Raw genomic sequence first — 16533 nt, 5'->3', positions numbered from 1 at the left:
GCGATTTTTGTTTAGTCGCGGTTGAAAATCGCATCGAGTCGGACGGAAGCTGCAGCGCGACTAAACAAAAATCGCGAGACTAACCAACGTCCCCACCCAACGTCCGACTGGGAACGAGTACTGGACGGCGGATGTGGGTTTGCAGCTTGGGCGCGTTGCCGAAGCTCTCACCCGACCGGTTGATGGTCGACGCGTCGAAGTCACTCGCCGCGGTCGGGAAGTCGCCTTACTCGCTGGACAGAAGTCCTACCGAGCCGTTGGTTCGTAGCCCGGCGGCAGGGAGGGCGAGCAGATCGACCTCGGCGCCCTTCGTCGTCGCGGTGGCTGCGCTGAGCGTCGTCTGCTCGAGGTCGGGAGCGCCGTCGCCGTTCTGGTCGCCGAGATCCCGAATGGCCGTCACCTGGATGTCGTCGTACTTCCCGTGGAACGCCGAAATATTGAGCGTCGCGCGTTGATCGAAGCTGATCGTTTTCACGCCGACCTCGAAGGAGTCGAGGAACTCGGGTTGGAACTCGGTTGCGTCGTTCGCGATGAGAAGCCCGGTGAACCCACCGCCGCGAAACCCGCGCGCGTAGGTGAAGTCCCCATGAGGTGATCGACGGGAGTATCGAAGAACCAATTCTGCGGCGCCGTCAGAGCGAGTTCGGAATCCTCAACACGTTCATCGACGAAGCCGACGGGCTCTTCTCCGGCATTCCGTATCCGGGCACGTACGTTCTCGACGAAGACGGAATCGTGCGCGAGAAATTCTTCCCGCGTCATCTGGCAAACCGCGAGAGTGCCGACACTGTCCTCGAGTCCTCTCTCGGCCGGGTCTTGATGGGAGACGACGACCCCTCCGCGAACGGCGGCGACGACGACGTGAAGATCACCGCGTTCTTCCACGGTGGCCCACTCAAGTCCGGCCCCCTGCGGCGTCTCGTCGTGCGCTTCGAGCTGCGCGACGGACTTCACATCTACGGTGAACCGGTTCCCGACGGTATGGTGGCGACGCAGGTCACGGTCGAGGGCCCGGAGGGGTTGGTCGTACAAGCGGCCATCCTCCCGCCGACCGAGCCCTTACGGCTCGACGCACTCGATGTGGATCTTCAGGTGTGGAATGGGACCGTCGACATCCCAATCCCCAGATGGGCGAACTCGAAGCTCGTTTGCCTCATGCGTCCGGTCGAGCCGAACGTCGTGACGCTCGGAGTGACGGTGCGCTACCAGGCGTGCGACGACAATACCTGCTTGACCCCTCGCACCGAGAAGCTCCAAGTGGCCGTGCCTCTTGCGCCCCATGTGGTGCCGAGGTTCCTCGGAGATACCGGTCCTCAGGCGGCTTCGATGGACTCGGAGAAGCACCTGGAAGACATGATGGAGCGGTCGCAGCACTAGGGGGACTTCGTAATCGTCACTCTTGTGGCGCCACGTCTGGGGAGCCTTCGGTAGTCCGGCTTGATCTCCCGCGACCCGGTCGTGCACATCCGCCCACGTATCGAAGTGGGCCTTCCCGAGTCGCGGGAGGGGGCCTCACCGAAGCTCGGCCTTATGACGACCAGGTGCTCTCACGGGTACAGGAAGCGCGTTCAATCCCCGTTGATTCGGCGACCGCCATCAATCGTGATGAGGTCGCCGGTGTGGAACTTCGACGCGTCACTCATCAAGTAGACGACGATCCCGCCGAGGTCCTCGGGTGTGCCCATCCGCGGAATCGGGGTTCTCTGTTCGGCCATCGCCTTGAGGCCGGATTCCGGCCCGCCGGTCATGTCGGTGGCGATGAGCCCGGCGCACACCATGTTCGCGCGGATCCCCTGGCCGCCGAGTTCGACGGCGAAGTTGCGAATCATGGCACCGATGGCGCTCTTGGCCGAGGCGTAGTGGCCGACACCGAAGGTCCCGAGGAAATTCGTGAGACTCCCCGTCGCGATGAGCGAGCCGCCGGGGTCGCCGGCCTCGGCGCGCTTCACCATGTGGCGCGCCCCTTCGCGAAGCGTGACGAAGGATCCCATCTGGGAGATCGCGACGTGTCGCGCGAGTTCTTCGGTCGAGAGATCAACCATCGCCGTGTATCCGGCGAAACCGGCGTTCGCGATCACGCAATCGAGGCGGCCGAACTCCCCGAGCGCGCGTTCGAACCCCGCGATCTGAGCGGCTTCGTCGGCGACATCGATCTCATCGGTGAGGACACGCACGCCGAACTCTGCGAGCTGGGCGGCGGCCTCCGCGTTTCGAGCGGCTCGCCTTCCCCACACGACGACGTTGCCGCCGGCCTGCGCGATCGCTGTTGCATAACCGAGGCCGATGCCGGAGTTGGCGCCTGTGATGAGCGCTGTCTTACCGGTGAGGTCGAATGGATTGGCCATGGGGGAGAGACGTACTGGAGCGCGTCCCTAAAGGCGATAGCTGATCTCCGCCCCGTACGTCCGTGGCGCTGCGAAATACGGCAGGCCGATTCCCCACGACGATGCAACCGACGCGAGACCGAACGTCAAGTAGCGCTGGTCCGCGAGGTTCCTGCCCCACAACGCGATCTGCGCGCGGTCGTCCAGAAAGTCGAAGCTCAGGCGCGCGTGCAGGAGATTGTAGCCCGCCTGGTTGGTCGACGTCAGTTCCTCACCCTCGAAGTGCATGAAGCTCTGGTAGTACCAATCGACTCGCGGCGTGAGCCAGCCGTCGAGCCAGTCGGGACCGTCGCCGTCGATCTCGAACGAGTACTGCGCCGAGACATGCGTCTGTAGCTTGGGCGAAGCGCGGAAGGTCTGCCCGGCCCGACTGATCGTCTTTCCGGTGACGTCGTCGATCGCGTTGGGAAAGGAGTCGAAGCTCGTGTCGAGCAGTCCGACTGACCCGTTGAGGCGGAGACCGGCGGTCGGGAACGCGATCAGCTCGAGCTCGGCGCCCTTCGTCGTGGCCTTTGCCGCGTTCTGCGTGAGCTGCACGAGGTTTGGGACCTCATCGCCGGGCATCGTCAGGTCCTGCACGGAGGTGACCTGAATGTTGTCGTACTTGCCGAGGAAGACCGACGCGTTGAACGTGATGCGTTGCTCCCATCCGATCGTCTTCACTCCGAACTCGAACGAGTCGAGCGTCTCCGGTTCGAATGAGTCAAGGCTTTCGGCGGACGGGTTGAAGATGGCGTTGAAGCCGCCACCTTTGAAGCCGCGCGAGTACGTGAAGTAGCCCATGAGGTGATCGAGCGACATCGGCTCGAGCCAGCCCTCCGGAGCACGGAGCGACAGCGACCCCATGGGCGTCCACGAGGTGAAGATCGCACTGTTGCCCGTGTCCAACTCGGGAGGGGTGTCGGGGTTGGTTGGGTCGGAGACCCGGACGTCGGCGCTCTTCTTGTCTTCGGTGTAGCGCAGGCCGCCGGTGACGCTCACCCATTCCATGATTTCGTAGGTGGCCTGTGCGAACGGAGCCCACGTCCAGTTGTCGATCTCGTTGTTGTTGTTCCGGACGAAGTTCAGGACGCCGAGGCCTGACGCCACCGTGCGACTGTCGAGGCCTTTCTCCCAGAGGGCGAAGAACCCGAGGACATAGTGCAGGTCGCCGCCCAGGGCGCTCCCGCCGAGCTGGACTTCCTGGCTGATCTGGCGCTGGAATCCGGGCGGACCGTCGAGGGGATTGGTCCCACCCGCACTCGACAGCTGTACGGCGGGGAAGCGGGTTCCATCGAGTTCCATCCGCAAGCGGGTCTTCTGCTCGCGCCACGAGGTGATGGACTTGGCCTCGAGCGCCTGGAGCGGGCCGAGGTCACCGATGTCCCAGGTGGCGGTGCCCCATGTTCCGTAGCTCTCGACGGCGGACAGCTGGCTGGTGTTGCCCTCGAACTCAAAGGGCTCGGAGGCTTCGCAGGCCTCGAGGTAGCCCGGGTAGACATTTACGAGTGGTGCGTCCGCATTCGCGACGCGGCAACGAGGTCCGAGTCCAGCGTTCTGGTCGCTTGCCCAGCTGCCGGAGACATCGATCGAGAGATCTTCGACTGGCAGGAATCGCAGGCTGCCGAGAAAGGCGAGAGAGTTCCGATTCGAGAGCGTCTGTCCGACGAGCGTGTTGTCGACGTAGCCGTTCGTCTGTCTCGAGGCGAAGGCGACGCGTGAGAAAAGCTTGTCCTTGAACCAGCCGAGCGAGACCGGAACGTTAAGCATCATGCGTCCATCGAACGTTCCGAGGTTTCCGGGCCGGACCATCGCGAAGGCCTCGAGCTCCGGCGAGGGCTTGATCGTGGTGATGTTGATCGCGCCGCCGACCGTATTTTTCCCGAACAGTGTTCCCTGTGGTCCGCGCAGTACCTCGACTTGCTGCACGTCGACGGTGTCCATGATCGAGCCGAGCGCTCGAGGGATGAAGACTCCGTCGACGTAGATCCCGACGCCCGGGTCGAACGCGATCTCGTTCGTCGAGGTGCCGATGCCACGAATGCGGACCTGCGCGGCCTGTCCGTTGTTCGACGTGAGGAACTGGAGGTTCGGCACCAGCTCTTGGATCTGATCGAGACGCACGACGCCGGCCTCGCGCAGTGTGTTCTCCGACAGGGCGGTGACCGAGACGGGGGTGTCCTCGAGAAGCTCGTCGCGTTTGCGGACGCGCACGACGATCTCCTCGATGCGGTCGCGTGCGTGCTTCGAGAGATTCGCGTTGCCCCCGGCGTTCATCGCCTCGGCTTGGGCGGGTCCGGCGTCCGCCTCACCCTCGGGGCCGCCAATGTCCCCCTGGGTTTCGATGTTCTCCAGGTATTCTGATGGGCTCGCCGGTGCGGGCTGGGCGGCGGCGAGCGTCGCGCTCCACAGAAGTAGCGAGAGGGCAATGCCCACGGAACCAAGGGGTCGGCCGCCGTTGCTCATGAGCGGTCTAACTACCACGAGTTCCCCTGGGCGCTGAAATGCTTGGGCCGCAGGGCATCTGCTGCGCCCGTTCGCGCGTCGGCGAGCCCGGGTGGGGCGCCCATCTTGACTGCGCGGCGCTTGCCGAGCATCGTTCTCCCATGACCACAGATGCGGCGGCCTGGGCGAATTACAGGACCATCACGATCGACCCGCTCTCGCCGACGGTTGGCGCGGAGATCGGCGGCGTTCGGATGAGCGGCGACGTGTCGTCGGAGCAGATCGGCGAGATCCGGCGCGCACTCCTCGAGTGGAAGGTGATCTTCTTCCGCGACCAAGATGTGAGCATCGAAGAGCACATCGCGTTTGGACGTTTGTTCGGAGAACTCGAGATCCACCCGTTCGCGACCAACCTCGAGGGCTACCCCGAAGTCGTCGTGATCCACCACGATGAGAAGTCGCGGTTCGGTCAGAACGACTGGCACAGCGACGTGACGTGGCGGCTGGAGCCGTCCCTCGGGTCGATCTTGCGGGCGACCATCGTGCCTCCGGTGGGTGGTGACACCCTGTTTTGTGACATGAACGCGGCCTACGACGGACTCGCCGACGACATCAAAGAGAAGATCGATGGAATGACGGCCGTGCACTCGTATACGCGATTGTTCGGCGGTCGGCTCCCGGAGAAAGAGCGCGCGGAGATGCGCGAGAAGTATCCGGATGCGCGTCACCCAGTGGTGCGGACGCACCCGGAGACGGGTGCCAAGTCGCTCTACGTGAACTCGTCGTTCGTCTCGCACCTCGACGGCGTGGACGAGGTCGAAGGATGCCGGCTGTTGCGCTTGCTCTATCGCCAGTCGGCGATTCCGGAGTTCCAGTGTCGCTTCCGCTGGCGCAAGAACTCGGTGTCCTTCTGGGACAACCGCGCGGTTCAGCACTACGCCGCGTTCGACTACAAGCCGAACGTCCGCCACGTCGAGCGCGTGACGATCGTGGGCGACAAGCCGGTCTGAGCGCGGCCGCTCAGCCCGGCCACACCATGCGCACATGATCGATCTCCGCTTCTAGAAAGACCGGCCCCTCGCGCTTCCATCCCAGGCTCGCGTACCACGGTTCGAGATGCGCTTGCGCGTTCATCGTGGCTGGCCGTCGTCCGATGATTCGCTGGGCCTCGCGCATCAGCGCGCTGCCGATCCCCGTTCGCTGCAGATCGTCGCGCACGGCGACCCGTCCCAACTTGATCGGAGTGTCGTCGAGGCTGAGTCGGGCCGTTGCGATCACCCGGCCCATTTGGTCGCGTCCGATCAGGTGATGGAACGACGGATCCTCGCCATCGACCTCCGGCACGGCCGTGATCTTCTGGCCGACTACGAAGACGAGATCGCGCAGGCAGAGAACCTCGTAGAGTTCCATCGCAGGGAGGTCCTTGAACGCCTTGCATTCAAAGGAGATCGGGTTCACGACGCGCTGCCCCGAGCCGGCGGCGCGGCCGGATCTGGAGCCCGAGTCGGCGCCGCGGCCGCCGTCGCCCGCCTGCCGCGGAAGAGCCGGTAAGGGCCGACCTGCTTCGTCTCCTCGAACCGGCGCTGGAAGAACGGTCGAAGGCGTCGGTGTGCCGGCGCGAGTGGCTCGAAGAAGACGCACTGGATGTCGTGCCGCTCGAGGAACTCTCGGATCGCCGGAAGGCCGCCGCGCGCATGGACGAAGCGAAGAGAATAGACGGGCCGGTCGAGATAGACCGAGAGCGGCGCCCCTTGGAGGGCGCCGACGGTCTCGGTGTCTTCGCAGAATTCGGCGATCGATTCGGCCGCTCGTACGTAGCTCTGATGCCGCTCTACGACGCCGTCTCCGTCGATGGGTGTTGCGGGTTGGCCGAGTGCCACGGCGACGAGCGCCGTGGCGCAAACCACCTGGGCGACAGGTCCGGGCAGCACTCGAGACAAGCCCCACAGCAAGACCTCGGCGGCGGCGACCGTTCCGAGGAACAGAAGCGGGATCGCGAACCGGGGGAGGTACAAGAAGAAGACGGAGAGGAGGACGATCGTGCCCAATGCGAAGATTTCGGCCCCTTCGCGCCGCCTCAGGAAGATGATTGCGAGAGCGGCGAGCCCCAGCGCCGCGGGCAGCCAACCCTTCTGTCCGCTGAGGCCGAGAGAAATCGAATTCGCGGCCTGCGTCAGTTGTCCGGGGATGCGCGTGAAGATCTCCGCCGCGGAGTAGCGCGGTGACGTCGGGTCCGCGCGGTCGAGGTTCCACATGGCAGTCGAGTAGGAGTAGGCGATCGTATGTTCGGCCGGCGCCGGCGGCTGCACGACCTGATTGCGCAGTAGCCACGGAGAGAGCGCGAGGAGCACGACGACGCTCGGGACGAGAAGGCCGGCCCACACCCTTGGAGTCCGGCGCTCGTTCGCAGGGAGGTGGAGCGCGCGCGCCAGGATGAACGCGGGGGCCAACAGCACATTCGTGGTCCGCACGTACGCCGCCGCCGCGACGCAGAGACCGACGATCACGTCCCGCCGCGTCGACGGGCGTCTCATCGCCCACGTCTCGACAACGAGGCTCAGCATCATGAGCGTGACCGATGGAACGTCGGACAGGATCTCGAAGCTGGTTTTCGTGAATGTGGGATTGAGCCAAACGAGGACGGTCGCGGCCGCCGCGACCAAGGGCCCCACGCGCTGCGTGCCGTGGACGAACAGCAGCCCGACCGCCGCGACCGCGAAGAAGCTCACCCAGAGGTTGAGCGCCGCAAAATTCGTTCCGAATACGGCGAGAATCGGAGCGAGCAACAGCGGGAACCCCGGCGGCCGGAGCGCGAACGTGTAGTCGAGGTAGGTGTATCCATCGCCGTTCAGCAGCGACTTTGCGGTGAGGAGGTAGATCGCGCCGTCGACACGAACATGGAAGTAGGGATCGACGCGCCACAGGAGGGTCGCCAATGCGCCCACGAGGACGACGGCGAGCGCGACCGTCGTCCCGAGCTTCCACGGGAACTCCTGCACGTCGCCGTCATAGCGCGACCGGGTCCCGCGCCCCAAACGCCCTACTTTCCAGGGCTTTTCCGGTCCGTCCCTCCGCCCGCTGGGACGATTTCGACTTGCGCGGCTCGCTAGGGAGCCCGATAATCCGCGGATATTGGCCTGCGCGCGATCGAACCGCTTCTCACGCCCCAGACGTCCTTCCTCCTGCCGCTTCGCGCCCGGCGCTTGATCCACGGAAAGGACCCCCGAAATGAACACGCTCGACGTCACCGGCGAGACCGGTGCACGCACCACCTCACGAGGTTTGCCCGCATGGGCCGCAGTTTTCGCTGCAAGCGCGACGCTCCTCGTCTCCCCCGCCCTCGCCGGGACCGGCGCCCTCACTCAACTCGCCGGAACCGACGGCTGCGTGAGTGACGGCGGCAGTAGTGGCAATTGCGTCGACGCAGAGGCGCTCGACGGGATACAGGGCCTCACCGTCTCGAACAACGGGCTCAGCTTGTACGCGGCGTCCGACTTGAGCGACGGCGTGGTCGTGTTCCTTCGAACCGGGTCGGGCGCGCTAATCCAGCAGGCGGGAACTTCTGGCTGCGTCACGGACGATGGGAGCGGCGGCGCGTGCGCGGACGGCCGGGCTCTTCAGGGCGCGCGCGACGTGGCTCTCGACAAGAAGGCGAAGCATCTCTACGTCGCGGCACCGGGAGATGATGCGATCGCGGTGTTCGCGCGCGACAAGACGGGCACGATCCTTCAGCTTGCCGGAACGGACGGTTGCGTGAGCGATGACGGCACGGGCGGCGAATGCGCGATCGGAGTCGCGCTGGACGGCGCGCGCTCGGTCACGGTCGGCCCGAAGGGGAAGTTCGTACACGCCACATCCCTTCACGATGACGCCGTTACCGTGTTCGCGCGCGACAAGAAGACCGGTGTGCTCACGCAGCTCCCGGGAACGGATGGGTGCGTCAGTGAGGACGGTACGGGCGGGCTGTGCGTCAACGGTAGGGCTCTCGACTTCCCGACCGACGTCGCCGTGAGCCCGAAGGGCGACAGCCTCTACGTCGCGGCCGTGGGCAGTAGTGCCGTTTCGATCTTCGCGCGCGACAAGAAGACCGGCATCCTGAGCCAGTTGGTCGGCACCGCCGGCTGTATCAGCGAGGACGGGACCGGAGGAAACTGCACCGACGGCCGAGGGCTCGCTGGGGCTTTCGGCGTGACCGTTTCTAAGGATGGAAAGTTCGTCTACGTCGCCGCCCGCGACGGCAATGCCGTCGCCGCGTTCGCGCGGGACAAGTCCACGGGCGCGTTGTCGCAGCTGGCAGGCACGGACGGCTGCATCAGCGAGGACGGTAGCGGCGGGGAATGCGCGGACGGGACGAATCTCACAGGTGCGCTGTCGGTCGTCCTGTCTCGGGATGGGAAGAACGCCTACGTGGCATCGAACGTGAGCGACGCGGTCGCGATCTTCTCCCGCGACAAGAAGACTGGAGTCCTCGCCCAGTTTGCCGGCACCGAGGCCTGTATCAGCGACGACGGAAGCGGCGGCGCGTGTGCGGACGGTACGGCTCTCGTCGAGGCGTCTTCAGTGATCGTCACCCGCAACGGCAAGAGCGTATACGTCGCCTCGCCCACGAGCGATGCGATCTCCGCCTTCGATCGGGACTAGGGATCCAGATTCGGTCTAGATTCGGTCCGGACTCGAACGGACCCGGCTCGGATCCGTTCGAGGGTGACGTCGGGGATCTCCTCCACCATCTCGTGCACGAGTGATCGCGATGGCACGAACGGCCGCGCGAACGGTCGGGGATCCGAGATGCGGTCCATTCGGAACATGCGCGGTGCGTCCTTGTCCACGTCGACGGCGAGGATGTACCAGAGCGGTAGCTGGCGAGAATCCCACGCGGCTCTACGCGCCGTTGGGTCGTGTTCTCCACGCGGTCGCTCATAGGTGAAGTTCAGGCAGGTCTCGAGGCTGAAGCATCGTTCGAACGCCTCGAGCAGGGTCGGACATATCTCCTCAGCCGACGCTCGCAGGCGTGGGCCTGCCGGTCTACCCACGAGGATCCGGCCGTAGAGTTGGCGCAGCTTCTGGCGGCGTGCATCGGAAAGCGCGGCGAGCACCTTGTTCAGCGCGGCCCCGCTGTCTTCGGAGAAGGGCAGTCCGGTGGCGCGGCGTGCGAGCTGAACCGAGAGCCACAGTCCGACAACCTGACTCTCCTCCAGTCGTAGCGGAGGGAGGGGCGCGAGACGGGCGAAGCGGACCCCGCCGCCGCCTCGTTCGTTGTCGATGTCCAATCAGCGCAGGCGCAGCGTGTCGATGTCGCGCCGAACGGTTCGCAACGAGACGCCCAACTCGTGGTGAAGTTCGATCTCGAGGTCACGTTCAAGCCGACCGGTGAGCGGACGCAGATGTCCAAGGTCGAAATCTGCACCGTCGTCGGCGGCAAGCTCGGCTAGAAGGAGTTCCTCTACCTGCGAGCCTAGCCAGTCCAGACTGCTGCGACGGCGTCGACATTCCGTCTTCGTCGAAAGCCGATCGCCTCGTAGAGGCGCAGCGCGCTCTCGTTCGATGCGAGAACGTGCAGAAACGCTTCGTCGCCGCGCTTGCGAATGTGGGCCGCCATCCACAGCGTGAGCGCGGCGCCGTAGCCGAGCCGGCGCGCGTTCGAATGCGTGCAGACGGCGGAGACCTCCGTGAAACCCGGCGCCTTCAGTCGCTCGCCGGCCATCGCCACGATCTTTCCCTCGTGGCGGATCCCGACATACGTTCCGAGCTCGATCGTTCGAAGGAGAAATGGCCCGGGCTCGGTGAGTTGGGTGAGCGCGAGCATCTCGGCCGCGTCGTCCGGCGCCAGGGCTTCGACGGGGACCTCGGCGGGCGGTCCGAGATCTCCCGCCACCAGTTGCCAGGTCGGGCCCCGGAAGACTTCCTGCCAGCCTGCGGGCGGCGTTGGAACCTCGTCTCGGAACAGAATCGTCGTGCCGCCCGGACCGACCAGCCTCGCCTGGGCCGCCCAGGCCTCGTCGTCGAGTCGGTCGACCGCGGTGAACACCGTGACTTCAGGGTCGAAGCGGCCGGCGCGGCCGTGTTCTTCCCACTGGGACAGCCGGGCCTGTGGCCCGCGCAGGGCGTGCCACGCAACGTTGTCGAGCACGTTCTCGGTCGCCGTCGCCGGAGTCATGGTGTACTTCAGTAGACCATGGCGGCTGTGGCGACCAATAGATTCACTGTTCCGATCGGCGCGGAGGACGAGTCTCTGGCGGACCGGGTCCGGGAAGATGGGTTCGCGATCGTCGAGGGCGTTCTCGAGCGGAATCGTTGCGCGGATCTCATCGCGGAAGTCGACCGGGTCGAGCGTGAGCACGGGATCGAATTCGGTACGAACGACTTCGAGGGTTTTCGGACACGGCGAATCTTCAACCTCATCCATCGTAGCCCGTTGTTTCGCGAGCTCGTGATCCACGAACCGATGCTCGCCCTCATGGAACGCCTCCTCGGCGTAGATTTCCTCTTGTCGGGCACCACCTCGATGCACATCAGTCCCGGCGAGACGGAGCAGCTTCTGCATTCGGACGACGGAATGATCACGCTTCCGCGCCCACATGTTCCCACGTTGATCACGACGCTGTGGGCTCTGAGCGACTTCGCCGGTGAGAACGGCGCCACGCGCATCGTGCCCGGATCGAACCAGCGGGAGAACATGCCGAAGCCCGGCGAAGAGCACGAGTCCATCGCCGCCGAGATGCCCGCCGGAAGTGTCGTCGTCCTGCACGGGTCGACGTGGCACGGCGGCGGAGCGAACGGCACGACGGACACCGAGCGGTACGGCCTTTCGATCCAGTTCGTGTCCGGCTGGTGCCGCCAGCAGCAGAACCTGATGCTCGGAACCGACCGCGAGACGGCGGCGACCTACCCCCGGCGCCTGCAGGAGTTGATCGGGTATTCGTTGTACCTCAACGTGATGGGGCACGTGGATCGCGCCCATCCGCTCACGCTCCTCGGCATCGACCAGGCGCCTAACATGGTCTGGGAGAAGATGGGCAAGGACCAATAGGCAGCGCGGTCAGATCGCAAGTTCGACCGGCAGGCTGAGGACGGATTCCAGGAGCTATTTGCGTTCTCCGGCGGAGTGTTTCGGGTCGTCGGCGACGGGGCGAGCGTGCGGTCGCTTGTGTTAGTAAAAAGGGATGGTCTCGTTGTCTCCCCCTCGGTTCGAAGGTGCTTTTCGTCTCGAAGACGGCCGGGAGCTCGGCTACGCCGAGTTCGGTCCCGCGACCGGTTTCCCGATCCTGTGGTTCCACGGGACTCCCGGGGCTTGTCGCCAGATCGCGCCCGCGACGCGCGAGGCGTGTTGGAAGCGAGACGTGCGCCTGGTCGCCGTCGAGCGGCCGGGCATCGGCGCGTCCACGCCGCACGCGTACAGCGGGATCGTCGATTTCGCGCACGACATCGGCCAGCTCACGCGTGCGCTGGCCATCGAGCGCTTCGGGATGGTGGGCCTGAGCGGCGGCGGTCCCTACACGCTTGCGTGCGCGCACGAGATGCCGGATCGCGTCGTGGGAGTCGCCATTCTCGGCGGCGTCGCACCATCGGTGGGGCCGGACGCGCCCGAAGGGGGAGCCGTCTCGATCACGCCCGTAGTCGGTCCCGCGCTCGCCTTCCTACGCGGGCCGCTCGGGTTCGGGATGCGAGGCCTTGTTCAGGTTCTGAAGCCGCTTGCGGATCCCGCGACCGACCTCTTCCTGCAACTGCTCCCGCCCGGCGACGCCAAGGTGTTCTCCGATCCGGCCACGCGGCGCATGTTCCACGAGGATCTGATCCACGGAAGCCGAGATTGGATGCAGGCATTGTTCCTGGACGTGGCGTTGTTCGGCAAACCGTGGGGCTTCGCCCTCGGCGACGTTCGGGTTCCCGTCCATCTCCTGTACGGCGACGCCGACAATATCGTTCCTCTGGAGCACGGCCGGCACATGGCGGGCCTTCTGCCGCACTCGACTCTGGACGTTCGGCCGCAGGAAGGTCACCTCGGGGGCCTCGGCGCGACCGATGAGATCTTCGATGCACTGCTCGGCGAAGCGGACGTGGAAGCGGAGCCGGTGACCCCTCCCACTCTCCTCCGGCGCTGAACGAGACCGGCCCGGCCGCGGGAGGGCGCGCGGAAAGCCTCCCACGGGCTGCGCCGCAAGGAGGCCACTGCACTTCCGCATGTCTCGGACTGCGCCGGCCGGCCGCGGCCCCTGGGTTTCTTGACGGTTCTCCCTGGCTTGCGCCTTGCAGTTGCGCAAAAGGAACGGAGGGTCGGCTCGTGCAAAACCGAATCCATATTTTCTGTGCACTCCTGCTTCTGGTTGCCGAATTCGCGGCATCCGTGTCCGCGGCAAGTGTGAGCGAACTCGTCGACGAAGGGGTGTCGCTGACCTTCGAGGGGCGCCGCGACGATGCCGACCGGGTCTGGGAGACCCTGCGGACCGAGCATCCGAACGATCCCTCCGGATGGGTGCACCAGGTGGACACTCTGTACTGGCGTCAGATGTTCGACGAGGGAGATACGTCGTACGACCAGGCGATCGAGTTCAACTCGCAGGAGGGCGCACGAATCGCCGAAGTGCGAATCGCTGCCGAAGAGAGCGACGCGCGGGCGCACTATCATCTCGGTCGCGCTCTGATTCACCTCGGTCGCCTCGAGGGTATCCGCGGTAGGTACCTCTCGGCGGGCACCTACGGGGAGCGGGGACGGCTGCATCTCGAACGTGCCATGGAGCTGGATCCGACTCTCGTCGACGCGCGGTATCCCCTGGGACTCTACTACTTCTACGCAGACCTGGTGACGCGTTGGTTCAAATGGCTCACGTGGTTGTGGTTCGTCCCGTCCGGCGATGGGTCGACCGGCCTTCGCTACATCGAGGAGACGACGGAACACGGCGGGGTGCACCAGAACGATGCGCAGTTCGTTTTGGCCGACATCAGCATGGAGTTCGAGCCGCTGCGCGTGGAGAAGGCGACCGAACTCATCGATGATCTTCACGGGCGCTTCCCTAAGAACGCTCTCATCCACTATCAGCTGATCGATGCCCGATTCACTTCGGGTCGATTTGAAGACGTGATCGACGAGTCGCATCGCTTGGAGGACGGCTCGGGCGGTGATGGTCTCGACACGTTGATTCGCAGCATGGCGCCCCTGTGGCGCGCACGCGCGGGGCTGCAGATCGGCGACGTCGACGGCGCTCGCCGTGCGCTGGAAGCTTTCCCGCTGGACGGTCCGCCGCGCCCGCATTGGGGATCGGCTTGGGTCGGCCTGACGCGAGCTCAGCTCCTCGATGTGGTCGGCCGTCGTGAGGACGCAGAAGCGTTCTACGAACGGGTCGTGGCGTTAGAGGTCCCGAAGCGTTCGCGAAAGGCGGCGGGCCTCGCGGAGATCGGACTCGCCACGCCGTTCGCCCCGGTCGTCGCCGAGGGACACGTTTTTAGGGCCCGACCAGGCCTGCTAGAATCGCGGCCGTGATCAAGGACGGCAGCAAGGTATCGATCGAGTACACGCTCACGCTGGATGACGGTTCGAAGGTCGACTCGAATGCCGGCGGCGAACCGCTCAGCTACACGCAGGGCGAGGGGCAGATCATCCCGGGGCTCGAGAAGGAGATGATTGGACTGGCCGTCGGTGACACCAAGGCGGTCCGCGTCGTCGCGCAGGATGGCTACGGAGTCTCCAGCCCGGATGCCTTCAAGGAGATCGAGACCTCGGAGGTCCCCGAGGACGCGCGCAAGGCGGGAGCCATGCTGATGGCCCAGGGCCACGGGGCCCCGGTCCGCGTTCACGAGGTCCGGGGCGACAAGATCATCCTGGACTTCAACCACCCGCTTGCCGACAAGGACCTGAACTTCGACGTGAAGGTCCTCGCCGTCGAGTAGAGCACGCTCCCGGCCGCTCTCGGGCCGGCCAGGGTTCGTTCCCGAAACCCGGTTGCGGGGTCTCGGCGCGTATGCCAGCTATAGTGGAGCGAGTTTGGACTGGTCCGCGCCTCTGAGGCTGCCGACCGCCGCCCTGCCCATCTCGGGAAAACTCGATTTCCGGACCCAGTGTCGTAGCCCAAGGGCGAGCGTCGATGCGGGGTCCCGCCACTGCGCGCCACACGCGCGCCGGACGATGCCGGTTCCGACCGGCCATGTACGTCCATCTTTGGAAGAGGTTTTTTTTGAACACCAACACGACTCCCGAGCTGCAGCCACAGGCCGTAGCTCAATTCATGGACCTGCCGCTCGCACCTTCGCTTCAGCAGGCCGTTCGCTCCTCGGGCTACTCGACGCCCACGCCGATTCAGAGTTCGGCCATTCCCCACGTTCTCGAAGGACGGGACGTCTTGGGCTGCGCCCAGACCGGTACCGGAAAGACGGCCGCGTTCGCGCTGCCGATCTTGCAGCACCTGCTCGAAACGCCGCAGGGCGCTCGTCGCCGGGGCGCCGTTCGCGCTCTGGTGTTGGCTCCGACCCGCGAGCTCGCCGCCCAGATCGGCGAGAGTTTCGGTAAGTACGCGCAGGGCTCGAACCTTCGTCATCTCGTCGTCTTCGGCGGTGTGGGGAAGGAGCCTCAGATCCGAGCGCTCAAGCGCGGCGTCGAGATCCTCGTCGCTACTCCCGGCCGCCTGCTCGACCTGATGCAGATGGGCGTCGTCTCGCTGTCTAGCGTCGATCACGTCGTCCTCGACGAGGCCGACCGGATGCTCGACATGGGCTTCATCCACGACATCAAGCGCGTGATGGCGAAGATACCGGAGAACCGTCAGACCCTGCTGTTCTCGGCCACGATCCCCAAGGAGATCGAGTCGATGGCGGGGAAGTTCCTCAACCGGCCGAAGCGCATCGCGGTCGATCCGGTCTCGTCCACGTGCGATCCGATCGAGCAGTCGGTGTACTTCGTCGAATCGGCCTCGAAGTCGGCCCTTCTGGTCGAGCTTCTCCAGGACGGCGAGATCGACCGGGCGCTGATCTTCACGCGCACAAAGCACGGCGCGAACCGGCTCGCCCAGAAGCTGACGAAGCGGAGCATCCCCGCGTCGGCAATTCACGGAAACAAGTCCCAGTCCGCCCGCGAGCGGACTCTACTCGGACTTCGCTCCGGCGAGACGCGCGTCGTGGTTGCGACGGATCTCGCCTCCCGCGGCCTCGACGTGAAGGGCCTTTCGCACGTCGTCAACTTCGATATCCCGAACGAGCCTGAGAACTACGTCCACCGCGTCGGCCGGACGGGTCGGGCGGGAGAGTCGGGCATTGCGGTGTCGCTCTGCGCGCCGGCCGAGCGGCCGTACCTACAGGCGATCGAGAAGCTCACGGGTCGCAAGCTGATTCGTCGCTCTGCCGAGTCCTACGGTCTTCCGGCGCCTTCCGCGGAGGATACGCGGGAGGACGCGGAGGTAAATCGTAGGCGTCTGTCGGGCCCGCCCGCTGGAAGGCGGAATCAGGGCCGCAATTCGAAGGGCGGCCATGCGCGTGCGAAGACGGGTTCCGGCGAACCGCGGCGGACGTCTGGAGCGCGCGACGAAGTCGCTGCGCGCAAGCCCCGCCCCGGCGGTTCCCCTTCGGGGCCGAGGAAGAAGACCACGGCGAAGGCTCGTCCGGTCTCTCACGGCACCGCCAAGGATCCGACGCACGCCCCGCGCGGTTCTAAGCCCCCTCGTCGGGGAGGCCGTCCGGCCCGCGCCCGCGCGGATCGCTGACCCCGGCCGTTTGCGGCTCGCCCCGAGGGTGGTACGCA

Annotated in this window: 15 protein-coding genes; 8 read left to right on the top strand and 7 right to left on the bottom strand. The window is 65.5% G+C overall.

Features of this window, described 5'->3' with window-relative positions; genetic code table 11:
- Positions 1–226 precede the first annotated feature (226 nt).
- Positions 227–619, bottom strand: a complete 393-nt coding sequence (locus P8R42_06210) for a TonB-dependent receptor (GenBank protein ID MDG2304240.1) — start codon at positions 617–619, stop codon at positions 227–229.
- Between P8R42_06210 and P8R42_06205 the strand changes: the two genes are divergently transcribed.
- Positions 592–1377, top strand: coding sequence for a protein-disulfide reductase DsbD family protein (locus P8R42_06205; GenBank protein MDG2304239.1), 786 nt, complete (start codon positions 592–594; stop codon positions 1375–1377). The genes P8R42_06210 and P8R42_06205 overlap by 28 nt on opposite strands.
- 191 nt (positions 1378–1568) lie before the next feature.
- Here P8R42_06205 and P8R42_06200 read toward each other — a convergent pair whose 3' ends face one another.
- Complete coding sequence (locus P8R42_06200; GenBank protein MDG2304238.1) at positions 1569–2345, bottom strand: SDR family NAD(P)-dependent oxidoreductase; 777 nt, start codon at positions 2343–2345, stop codon at positions 1569–1571.
- Between the two features lie 27 nt (positions 2346–2372).
- On the bottom strand, positions 2373–4829 hold the full coding sequence (locus P8R42_06195) for a TonB-dependent receptor (GenBank protein MDG2304237.1): 2457 nt from the start codon (positions 4827–4829) through the stop codon (positions 2373–2375).
- A 140-nt stretch (positions 4830–4969) separates the two neighbouring features.
- Here P8R42_06195 and P8R42_06190 point away from each other — a divergent pair, with 140 nt between their 5' ends.
- On the top strand, positions 4970–5818 hold the full coding sequence (locus P8R42_06190; GenBank protein ID MDG2304236.1) for a TauD/TfdA family dioxygenase: 849 nt from the start codon (positions 4970–4972) through the stop codon (positions 5816–5818).
- A 10-nt stretch (positions 5819–5828) separates the two neighbouring features.
- On the opposite strand, the gene P8R42_06185 is transcribed toward P8R42_06190, so the two are convergent.
- Together P8R42_06185 and P8R42_06180 are read right to left on the bottom strand one after the other, a co-directional pair.
- On the bottom strand, positions 5829–6266 hold the full coding sequence (locus P8R42_06185) for a GNAT family N-acetyltransferase (protein MDG2304235.1): 438 nt from the start codon (positions 6264–6266) through the stop codon (positions 5829–5831).
- Positions 6263–7807 carry a glycosyltransferase family 39 protein gene (locus P8R42_06180; protein MDG2304234.1) on the bottom strand — a complete coding sequence of 515 codons (1545 nt, stop codon included), beginning with the start codon at positions 7805–7807 and terminating at the stop codon, positions 6263–6265. The genes P8R42_06185 and P8R42_06180 overlap by 4 nt, the downstream gene beginning before the upstream one ends.
- Positions 7808–8036: 229 nt before the next feature.
- Between P8R42_06180 and P8R42_06175 the strand changes: the two genes are divergently transcribed.
- Positions 8037–9449, top strand: coding sequence for a beta-propeller fold lactonase family protein (locus tag P8R42_06175; protein ID MDG2304233.1), 1413 nt, complete (start codon positions 8037–8039; stop codon positions 9447–9449).
- Here P8R42_06175 and P8R42_06170 read toward each other — a convergent pair.
- A complete protein-coding gene (locus P8R42_06170; GenBank protein MDG2304232.1) occupies positions 9446–10078 on the bottom strand; it encodes a hypothetical protein in 633 nt (210 codons plus the stop codon). The genes P8R42_06175 and P8R42_06170 overlap by 4 nt on opposite strands.
- A gap of 185 nt (positions 10079–10263) precedes the next feature.
- Positions 10264–10965, bottom strand: a complete 702-nt coding sequence (locus P8R42_06165; protein ID MDG2304231.1) for a GNAT family N-acetyltransferase — start codon at positions 10963–10965, stop codon at positions 10264–10266.
- Between the two features lie 18 nt (positions 10966–10983).
- Between P8R42_06165 and P8R42_06160 the strand changes: the two genes are divergently transcribed.
- From P8R42_06160 to P8R42_06140, 5 genes are all read left to right on the top strand, one after another.
- Positions 10984–11838 carry a phytanoyl-CoA dioxygenase family protein gene (locus P8R42_06160; protein MDG2304230.1) on the top strand — a complete coding sequence of 285 codons (855 nt, stop codon included), beginning with the start codon at positions 10984–10986 and terminating at the stop codon, positions 11836–11838.
- A gap of 133 nt (positions 11839–11971) precedes the next feature.
- Positions 11972–12910 carry an alpha/beta hydrolase gene (locus P8R42_06155; GenBank protein MDG2304229.1) on the top strand — a complete coding sequence of 313 codons (939 nt, stop codon included), beginning with the start codon at positions 11972–11974 and terminating at the stop codon, positions 12908–12910.
- A 179-nt stretch (positions 12911–13089) separates the two neighbouring features.
- Complete coding sequence (locus tag P8R42_06150) at positions 13090–14286, top strand: hypothetical protein (protein ID MDG2304228.1); 1197 nt, start codon at positions 13090–13092, stop codon at positions 14284–14286.
- Positions 14283–14693 (top strand): FKBP-type peptidyl-prolyl cis-trans isomerase, encoded by a 411-nt coding sequence (locus tag P8R42_06145; GenBank protein MDG2304227.1) that lies wholly within the window; start codon positions 14283–14285, stop codon positions 14691–14693. Before P8R42_06150 ends, P8R42_06145 begins: the two co-directional genes overlap by 4 nt.
- Positions 14694–15028: 335 nt before the next feature.
- Entirely contained in the window at positions 15029–16495 is a 1467-nt protein-coding gene (locus P8R42_06140) for a DEAD/DEAH box helicase (protein MDG2304226.1), read from the top strand.
- Positions 16496–16533: the final 38 nt, after the last annotated feature.

This window comes from Candidatus Binatia bacterium, assembly GCA_029243485.1.
Taxonomy (GTDB): Bacteria; Desulfobacterota; Binatia; order UBA12015; family UBA12015; genus VGTG01.
The sequence above is the reverse complement of the archived record's forward strand: the minus strand, read 5'-3'. Positions and strand labels throughout refer to the sequence as shown.

Bases quoted from the DNA above. Each gene is read 5' to 3' on its own strand.
- P8R42_06200 (MDG2304238.1), bottom strand. From the start codon at position 2,345: ATGGCCAATCCATTCGACCTCACCGGTAAGACAGCGCTCATCACAGGC.
- P8R42_06155 (MDG2304229.1), top strand. From the start codon at position 11,972: ATGGTCTCGTTGTCTCCCCCTCGGTTCGAAGGTGCTTTTCGTCTCGAA.
- P8R42_06195 (MDG2304237.1), bottom strand. From the start codon at position 4,829: ATGAGCAACGGCGGCCGACCCCTTGGTTCCGTGGGCATTGCCCTCTCG.
- P8R42_06160 (MDG2304230.1), top strand. From the start codon at position 10,984: ATGGCGGCTGTGGCGACCAATAGATTCACTGTTCCGATCGGCGCGGAG.
- P8R42_06190 (MDG2304236.1), top strand. From the start codon at position 4,970: ATGACCACAGATGCGGCGGCCTGGGCGAATTACAGGACCATCACGATC.
- P8R42_06165 (MDG2304231.1), bottom strand. From the start codon at position 10,965: ATGACTCCGGCGACGGCGACCGAGAACGTGCTCGACAACGTTGCGTGG.
- P8R42_06140 (MDG2304226.1), top strand. From the start codon at position 15,029: ATGGACCTGCCGCTCGCACCTTCGCTTCAGCAGGCCGTTCGCTCCTCG.
- P8R42_06175 (MDG2304233.1), top strand. From the start codon at position 8,037: ATGAACACGCTCGACGTCACCGGCGAGACCGGTGCACGCACCACCTCA.